1 protein-coding gene is annotated in these 383 nt (G+C 39.7%); it reads right to left on the bottom strand.

Annotated elements, in window-relative coordinates; translation table 11 throughout:
* Positions 1-80: 80 nt before the first annotated feature.
* On the bottom strand, positions 81-383 hold a 303-nt coding region (locus KSW37_RS15885; protein ID WP_217315412.1), incomplete at its 5' end, for a hypothetical protein.

Raw genomic sequence — 383 nt, forward strand, 5'->3', positions numbered from 1 at the left:
AAGACAACTGTATGGCATTACTTGACTGGCTCGCCTGTGCTTGAGCTCGCAAAATAGCCCCTTTTATGGTTTGGACAGCTTTATCTACTGTTATATTGTTTTCTTCCATTATACTCTGTTTTGATATTATTTACAAAGGTAATGCTTTTAGCCTTTAAGCCACTATTGCACAACCCCTTTCTTTGAAAAGAACGTAAAATCAATAGTATTATTGCGATGATTGCACTTTTATTAAATTCACCTTGGAAGGGATATGCATAGTGTGTTGTATGCATTCCCTTCCAGGGTGATTTTTTATGGTTCATCCAGAAATTCGATGATTTCTGCCACTTGTTGCCGGGTGTAGAAGTGGGAAAACTTGCCGGCGTAGCCCGAACAGAGGC

Origin of the sequence: Segatella copri, assembly GCF_019127135.1 — a bacterium.
Taxonomy (GTDB): domain Bacteria; phylum Bacteroidota; class Bacteroidia; order Bacteroidales; family Bacteroidaceae; genus Prevotella.